9 protein-coding genes are annotated in these 7,585 nt (G+C 30.8%); 8 read left to right on the top strand and 1 reads right to left on the bottom strand.

Annotated elements, in window-relative coordinates; all coding sequences use genetic code 11:
• The 4 genes from ACIQ11_RS07425 to ACIQ11_RS07410 form a co-directional block, all read left to right on the top strand.
• Positions 1 to 220, top strand: a 220-nt coding sequence (locus ACIQ11_RS07425) for a hypothetical protein (protein WP_396154038.1), incomplete at its 5' end; no start/stop codon positions are given.
• Positions 221 to 253: 33 nt separating this feature from the next.
• Entirely contained in the window at positions 254 to 658 is a 405-nt protein-coding gene (locus ACIQ11_RS07420; protein ID WP_396154037.1) for a hypothetical protein, read from the top strand.
• Positions 659 to 788: 130 nt separating this feature from the next.
• On the top strand, positions 789 to 1,028 hold the full coding sequence (locus tag ACIQ11_RS07415) for a hypothetical protein (protein ID WP_396154036.1): 240 nt from the start codon (positions 789 to 791) through the stop codon (positions 1,026 to 1,028).
• Positions 1,028 to 1,432 (top strand): type II toxin-antitoxin system VapC family toxin, encoded by a 405-nt coding sequence (locus tag ACIQ11_RS07410; protein ID WP_291242388.1) that lies wholly within the window; start codon positions 1,028 to 1,030, stop codon positions 1,430 to 1,432. The genes ACIQ11_RS07415 and ACIQ11_RS07410 overlap by 1 nt, the downstream gene beginning before the upstream one ends.
• Here the strand turns inward: ACIQ11_RS07410 and mnmD are convergent.
• A complete protein-coding gene (gene mnmD, locus ACIQ11_RS07405; RefSeq protein WP_396154035.1) occupies positions 1,429 to 2,103 on the bottom strand; it encodes a tRNA (5-methylaminomethyl-2-thiouridine)(34)-methyltransferase MnmD in 675 nt (224 codons plus the stop codon). The two genes, ACIQ11_RS07410 and mnmD, sit on opposite strands and share 4 nt — an antisense overlap.
• Before the next feature lie 446 nt (positions 2,104 to 2,549).
• Here mnmD and ACIQ11_RS07400 point away from each other — a divergent pair, with 446 nt between their 5' ends.
• The 4 genes from ACIQ11_RS07400 (at position 2,550) to ACIQ11_RS07385 (ending at position 7,540) form a co-directional block, all read left to right on the top strand.
• Positions 2,550 to 3,893 (top strand): DEAD/DEAH box helicase, encoded by a 1,344-nt coding sequence (locus ACIQ11_RS07400; protein WP_396154034.1) that lies wholly within the window; start codon positions 2,550 to 2,552, stop codon positions 3,891 to 3,893.
• 160 nt (positions 3,894 to 4,053) lie between these two features.
• Positions 4,054 to 5,982 (top strand): VWA domain-containing protein, encoded by a 1,929-nt coding sequence (locus ACIQ11_RS07395; protein WP_396154033.1) that lies wholly within the window; start codon positions 4,054 to 4,056, stop codon positions 5,980 to 5,982.
• Complete coding sequence (locus ACIQ11_RS07390; RefSeq protein WP_396154032.1) at positions 5,979 to 7,229, top strand: dihydroorotase family protein; 1,251 nt, start codon at positions 5,979 to 5,981, stop codon at positions 7,227 to 7,229. The genes ACIQ11_RS07395 and ACIQ11_RS07390 overlap by 4 nt, the downstream gene beginning before the upstream one ends.
• Positions 7,229 to 7,540 carry a hypothetical protein gene (locus ACIQ11_RS07385; RefSeq protein ID WP_396154031.1) on the top strand — a complete coding sequence of 104 codons (312 nt, stop codon included), beginning with the start codon at positions 7,229 to 7,231 and terminating at the stop codon, positions 7,538 to 7,540. Before ACIQ11_RS07390 ends, ACIQ11_RS07385 begins: the two co-directional genes overlap by 1 nt.
• The last annotated feature ends 45 nt before the right edge of the window (positions 7,541 to 7,585 follow it).

The raw sequence follows: 7,585 nt of genomic DNA, 5'->3' as shown, positions 1-7,585 counted from the left end.
TCAATTAATAGTAGAAAACTTAACAAGAACAAACGGAACAGTTATTGACGATAACGGAAGTACACTATTTAAAGCCGACTTAGGTAATAATGAAACCTTAACACTTCTATTAGCAACTTATAACCAAAATACCACAAACGATGATGTATTAGGTATTACTATAACTAATAGCAATACACCTAATGTTTATGTAACTAATGGTTATTGGGTTAGAGATTAAATTTTCCACAAAAAGAAATAAAAAACAGAAATTATGAAAAAACTAATCTTATCAATAGCAATAGTATTAACTTTAAATAGTTGTACTACACCAGAAGTAGAAAACAATCAAACAACTCAAGGTTTAATACACGATAATTTAGTAGGGAAATACAAAGAAAACTTTTCAACAACTATTTATCTTGAAGTAAAAAAAAATAGAATTATATTGTACAACCAAAACGCAAAAGACAACATAGGGAATGAAATAATAGTAACCAGTCAAAACTGTCTTGTTACCGATGAAAATAACGTGCAAATAAAATACAATGATACAACTAAAATAACTTTTGTTCGCAGTGGTTCTGTTCAACCTTATATAAATAAAAGACACATTTCAAATTCAGGACCAAATTCAGTTTTTTGGTATTATAATGATTTAGTAAAAGTAGTTAATTAAAATTTTCACAGCTACCGCGCGAATCCTTTCGCGTGGTAACTAAACCTTTACCCATTTTTCAACGCACGAAACTAATCAATTCTTGTAAAACAAAAAATATTTTATATATTTGAATTATAAATTTGTAAAAATGACATTTACTGATAAAAATATTATAGAAAATTATTATGGTTTATTCGAAAGTTTAAATTCAATTAGTAAACTTGAACTTATTGAAAAACTTACAAAATCGATAAAAGCAGATACTAAAAGTAAAGAAAACGCATTTTTTAAATCATTTGGAGCCTTTTCTACTGAGAAATCCTCTGATGAAATAAATGCAGAAATCAAAAAAAATAGAAAATTCAGAACAAAAGAAATTAAATTCTGATGAAATATTTACTTGATACAAATATCTGCATTCATTTTCTTCGCGGAAAATTTGAAATTGATACTATCATTAAAAACAAAGGTTTAGAAAATTGTTATATCTCTGAAATAACAGTCTTAGAACTTAGATTTGGTGCAGAAAACAGTTCTGACAAAATAAAATCACATAAAGCGGTAGATATTTTTTTAAAGGGTATTGTAATTATTCCAATATATGGTTCAATTAAAAAATATGCAGAAGAAAAAGTCCGTTTAAACAAAATTGGAAAACCGCAAAATGACGAATTTGATTTACTAATTGGAGTTACAGCACTTGTAAATCAACTTACTTTAGTAACAGAAAACACAAAAGATTTTAAAAACTTTGAAAATCTTGCTTTAGAAAATTGGGTATCTCGTACCTAATAAATTTCATTTTTCAACGCACGCAACATTTCTCTTTTTCCGGGTGCGCCTGGTAGTTTTTTGGTTTCAAAACCAGCGTGTTGCATAGCATTTTTAATTGTGGTACGGCACGCATACGTGGTTAATATGCCTTTACTTTTTAGGGCAACGTACATTTTTTCAAAAACAACTTCATTCCATAACTCGGGTTGCACGTTGTAGCCAAAAGCATCAAAATAAATTAAATCAAACGTATTTTCATCAGTTATGTCATTAAAAAATTGTTTGCGCTTGGTTAGGGTAAAATAAGGTGTTATTTCAATAGTTTCTTCCCAAGGCAACGTGTGTAGTTGTTCAAAATCCGCTTGTCGGTTGGGTACTTCCAATTGCGTAGCATAATTGAGCTGTACAATATCTTCAAAAGCCACCGGATAGGCTTCCACGGCTACATAATTCACTTTTATTTGTCGGTGCTCGGCATCCAACATCGTAATTAATGCATTTAATCCGGTACCAAAACCAATTTCTAAAATCGAAATTTCCAAAACATCTTCAAAAAGTGCCAATCCGTTTTTTATAAATACGTGTTTTGCTTCTTGTATCGCACCAAATTTAGAATGATACGTTTCATCCCATTCTGGAATATAAATAGACGTAGAACCGTCTTTCGTAATGATAATTTCGTGTTTCATTGTATGGGTAAAAGGACAAAGGTAAAAGGAAAAAGGCAAAAATCAATAGCAAACTTTTTATATTAAAAAATCAGTGAAATCCGTAAAATCCGTTTTCCTATCTTATCCAAACGCAATTTCTATGTTCCCTATCTAAAGCGAAGCTTCTAATTAATTTTAAAAAAAAACTATGTGCCTATGTGTTTAATATTAAAAATTAGTGGAAATCCGTTACATCTGTCAAATCCGTGTTCCAATCATATCAAAACGAAATTTCTATGTTCCCTATCTAAAGCGAAGCTTCTAAATAATTTCAAAAAAAACTATGTGCCTATGTGTTTAAAATTAAAAATTAGTGGAAATCCGTTACATCTGTCAAATCCGTGTTTCTATCAAAAACCAACTAACCATCTAAAAGATTGCTTCACAAACTCTCAATCACTATCTTTGCCTAAATTTTCATACAAATGGTTACATTCGAACAACTTAATCTTCCAATTTCGCTACAAAAAGCTATAGACGATTTAGGTTTCACAACTCCTACTCCTATCCAATCAAAAGCCTTTCCAATTGTTATGTCGGGTAGAGATGTGATGGGAATTGCACAAACCGGAACGGGTAAAACGTTTGCCTATTTGTTACCTATTTTAAAGCAATGGCGTTTTGTTCATACCGATATACCGAGAGTGCTTATTTTAGTACCTACTCGTGAATTAGTAGTGCAAGTGCACGAAGAAATTGAAAAATTAACCAAATATATGAGTGTGCGTTCACTTGCTGTTTATGGTGGTGTGAACATCAATACACAAAAAAAAGACATTTATTCTGGAATTGATATTGTGGTAGGAACGCCAGGTAGAATTATGGATTTGGCGTTAGATAATGTCTTGCGTTTTGACGATTTACAAAAATTAGTGATTGATGAATTTGATGAAATATTAAATTTAGGATTTCGAGTACAATTGACTTCTATATTATCAATGATGCGTTCGAAAAGACAAAATATTTTGTTTTCGGCAACTATGACAGAAGAAGTAGATGATTTGTTAGATGAATTTTTCGAATTTCCAGAAGAAGTTTCGTTAGCGCCAAGTGGTACTCCATTAGAGCAAATCGAACAACGTGCTTATGTGGTGCCGAACTTTTTAACGAAAGTCAATTTACTTAAACATTTATTACAAGACGAATCATACAGCCGAATTTTATTGTTTGTAAACAGTAAAAGAATGGCCGATTTCCTATTAGAACATTTAGAAGAAGATTTTCCAGGTCAGTTTGGAACGGTGCACTCCAATAAAACGCAAAACTACCGTTTAAATATGATGGAAAATTTTCAAACAGGTGAAATTAGAGGTTTAGTAACCACTGATATTATGGCACGTGGATTGGATATTACAGATATTACACACGTAATAAATATGCAATTTCCTGAAATCCCAGAACAATATATGCACAGAATTGGTCGTACGGGTCGTGCCGATAAAGACGGTATTGCCATTAGTTTTATTGGTCCGAAAGAAGACGAATTTCAACTGGAAGTGGAAATGCTAATGCAAACGGAAATTAAAATTCACGAAATTCCAGCTGGCGTAAAAATCGAACAACAACGTTTAGAATTCGAGAAAGATCAAAAGAAAGTAAAAACCCTTTTGAAACGTGTAAAGAAAACGGGTGGTGATGCTTTTGAGAAAAAATCAGAGAAAAATAGTAAGGTCAATTTAGGAGGTCCAGGAAAAAGAACACCAAGAAAAACCGCTTCCAGAAACCGAGGAATTGAAAGAAAACGAGACGAAAAGAAAAAGAAAAAGTAAATGACTTGTCACGCTGAACTCGTTTCAGCGTCAATTATAGATACTGAAACAAGTTCAGTATGACAAAATTCATATTTAAATCTGCGAATCGTAGTGAATTAATATAAAACTAATTGCAACAAGGTGATATTTTTAGTATTTTTGAAAAACTTTAATAAAAATGCAATTTAAAAACCCAGAAATTCTATATTTTTTATTTCTATTGATCATACCAATTTTGGTACATCTTTTTCAATTGAGACGATTTAAAAAACAAGAATTCACGAATGTTAAATTGCTGAAAGAACTTCAAATTCAAACACGAAAAAGTGCTACAATTAAGAAATGGCTATTATTAGTCACTCGTTTATTACTTTTAACCGCTTTAATTTTTGCCTTCGCGCAACCTTTCTTCAAAGCAAAAGATTTCGATAAAAAAAATAACGAACTGATTTTGGTAATCGATAATTCCTTTTCGATGCAAGCCAAAGGAAATAATGGCGAATTATTAAAAAGAACCATTCAGGATCTATTAGAAAATACACCAGAAGACCAACAATTATCGGTACTTACCAACGATGAAAATTTTTACGACACGAATATTAGAAACATTCAAAAAGAATTACAAAATTTAAACTACTCGTCTACTCCATTTAATCCTGCCGCAATTATCACCAGAATTGAAGCCAAAAAACCTGGTATTCCGAAAGATATTTTATTTATTTCTGACGCTGTTGGTTTAAAAGAAGAATTAAAAACCAATTTAAGCGAAACTTCATCGCTGTATTATCAAACCGTAAAAGCAAACGAAACCTATAATTCTGCAATTAAAAACGTACAAATTAGTCAGGTTTTAGATCAATTTTACGAGTTGAAAATTAGTATTTCTACTTACGGAGAGGTTGAAAATGATGTGCCGATTTCTATGTATAATGGTAAAAAATTAGTGGGTAAAGCATTGATTTCGAAAGAAAAGCCGCAAAAAGAAATATTGTTTACCATTCCGAAAACAGATTTTCACGGCTATGTTTCCATTCAAGATTCAAGTTTAGAATATGACAATTCGTTTTATTTTAGTATTTCGAAACCTCAAAAATCTAACGTAATTGCAGTTGGAAATAGCATTAAAAACAATTTCTTATCCAGAATTTATACTGCTGAGGAATTTAATTTTACTTCAACTGAATTAAATACCTTAAATTATAATGCAATTGAAGATGCAGATGCCATAATTTTAAATGAATTACCAACTATTCCAAACGCATTATCGGTAACGTTAAAAAATTACTACAGCAAAGGTGGAAACATTATCTTTATTCCAGATGTGAATAGTTCAGTTGAAAGTTACAATTCATTTTTGAGAAATTTCAGTACCAATTCGCTATCAGAAAAAACAATAAAAGAAAAACAAATTACACAAATTAGTTTCAATCATCCGATATATGCCAATGTATTTGAGAAGAAAATTAGCAATTTCCAATATCCAAAAACGAATGCATCATTTACCATAAACGGTAGTAATTTGCCCGTATTACAATATGAAGATAAGAGTGTTTTCTTAGGAAATGTCACAAATAAACTTGGAAATTTATTCTTCTTTTCTACTTCAATAAACAAGGAAAATTCGAACATTCAAAATTCGCCTTTAATCGTTCCTACCTTTTATAATATGGGACAGAATAATAACAAAACTGGTTTAAATGCATTTGTAATTGGAGAAAATAATTACACCATAATTAACGAAACTATTGCAAAAGATAATGTTTTAAGCGTTACCAATACAGAAAATAGTTTTATTCCGATGCAACAAATTTTGAATAATAAAATCAAACTAACTTTCGGAAATTATCCAGAAAAATCAGGGAATTACGAAGTTTTAAAAGATAAAGAATCGCTTAAAGCTATCAGTTTCAATTATCCAAGAAATGAAAGCGATTTATCACAAATAAATTCAGATTATTTTGATTCGTGTACAGAAGTAAATGCTGTATCTACGTTTTATTCTGACATTCATTCATCCAGAACAAGCAATGAAGTTTGGAAATATTTTATCTTTGCCACATTATTACTTTTACTAATTGAATTACTAATCCAAAAATTTGTAAAATGAATCTTTTACTAAAAAACGCGACACTACTTGAAAGTCAAAACCCATTTCATAAGCAACAAGTTGATATTGAAATTACAGATGGGATTATTTCTAAAATTGGAAAAAATCTAACCATAAAAGAAGGTTTTGAAGTCATTGAAAAAGAGAACTTACATATTTCTCAAGGTTGGTTAGATACTTCGGTAGTTTTTGGAGAACCAGGTTTTGAAACAACAGAAACCATTGAAAACGGACTAAAAGTAGCTGCAAAAAGTGGTTTTACTTCTGTTTTCTTACATTCCAATACGAATCCAGCGATTGATAATCAAGCAGTAATTCAATTTGTTAAAAGCAAAGCACAAAATAGCATCACCAACCTACATATAGTGGGTTGTTTGACCAAAAACAGCGAAGGAACCGACTTAGCTGAACTTTTTGATATGAAAAATGCAGGCGTGGTTGCTTTTGGAGATTATAAAAAATCTATGACGAATGGGAATTTATTAAAAATAGCATTTCAATATGTAGACAATTTTAACGGAATTTTGTTCGTACAACCTATGAATAAAGACCTTAAAGGAAAAGGGTTTGTGAATGAAGGAGAAGTTTCAACAAAACTTGGATTAAAAGGAATTCCAGCAATGGCGGAAGAAATTGAAATCGAAAGAAACATTGCGTTACTTGCTTATACAAAAGGAAAATTACACATTCCATCCATAACAACTAAAAAATCTGTTGAATTAATTGCAAAAGCTCAAGCACAAGGATTAGAAATTACGTGTGGGGTTTCGGTAAATAATTTAGTCTTAACAGATGAAGAATTGGTAGATTTTAATTCGAATACTAAAATTTATCCGCCACTTCGCACAGAAACCGACAGAAAAGCCCTTGTAGAAGGTGTAATCAATAATGTGATTTCAGTCATCACATCAGACCATTGCCCAGTAAACATCGAACAGAAGCAATTAGAATACGATTTAGCCGATTATGGCTCGATAGGTTTAGAAAGTGCATTTGGTGCCTTACAAACGGTTTTACCAACGGAAGTTATTGTAGCCAAATTTACTGCTGCGAAATCATATTTTAACATAGAAAACAATACCATTACAGAAGGAAACAAAGCTGAACTTACTTTGTTTAATCCTAATGAAGAATGGGTTTTCAGTAAAGAAAATATACTTTCTTTTTCTAAAAACTCGATTATGTTAGGCAAGAAAATGAAAGGAAAAGTGTACGGAATTATTAGTAATAATAAAATTGAAATCTAATGGAAGAGCATAAAGTAAATGCAATGATTGGCCATTTTACCATAATTGGAACCATTGTAGCCCTTATGATGAATACTGAAAAAAAGAACCATTTTGTTAGTTTTTATACGCGTCAAACTTTAGGCATCTTTTTGTGTTTTCACTTGGGTGGTTATTTCATTGGCTATTTTGATAGTTGGTTTGTATCAACTGCATATTGGTTGTTTTTCTTAATCTTATGGATTATAAGTTTTTCGGGTGTGATGAATAATGAAATGAAATTGGTTCCACTTGTGGGTGAAAATTTTCAAAAATGGTTTAAAAATTTATAATTTATGAGTTTAGAATATTTGGTAAAAGCACCAAAAGAAATAAAA

Source organism: Flavobacterium sp. (assembly GCF_044361065.1).
GTDB lineage: Bacteria > Bacteroidota > Bacteroidia > Flavobacteriales > Flavobacteriaceae > Flavobacterium.
The sequence above is the reverse complement of the archived record's forward strand: the minus strand, read 5'-3'. Positions and strand labels throughout refer to the sequence as shown.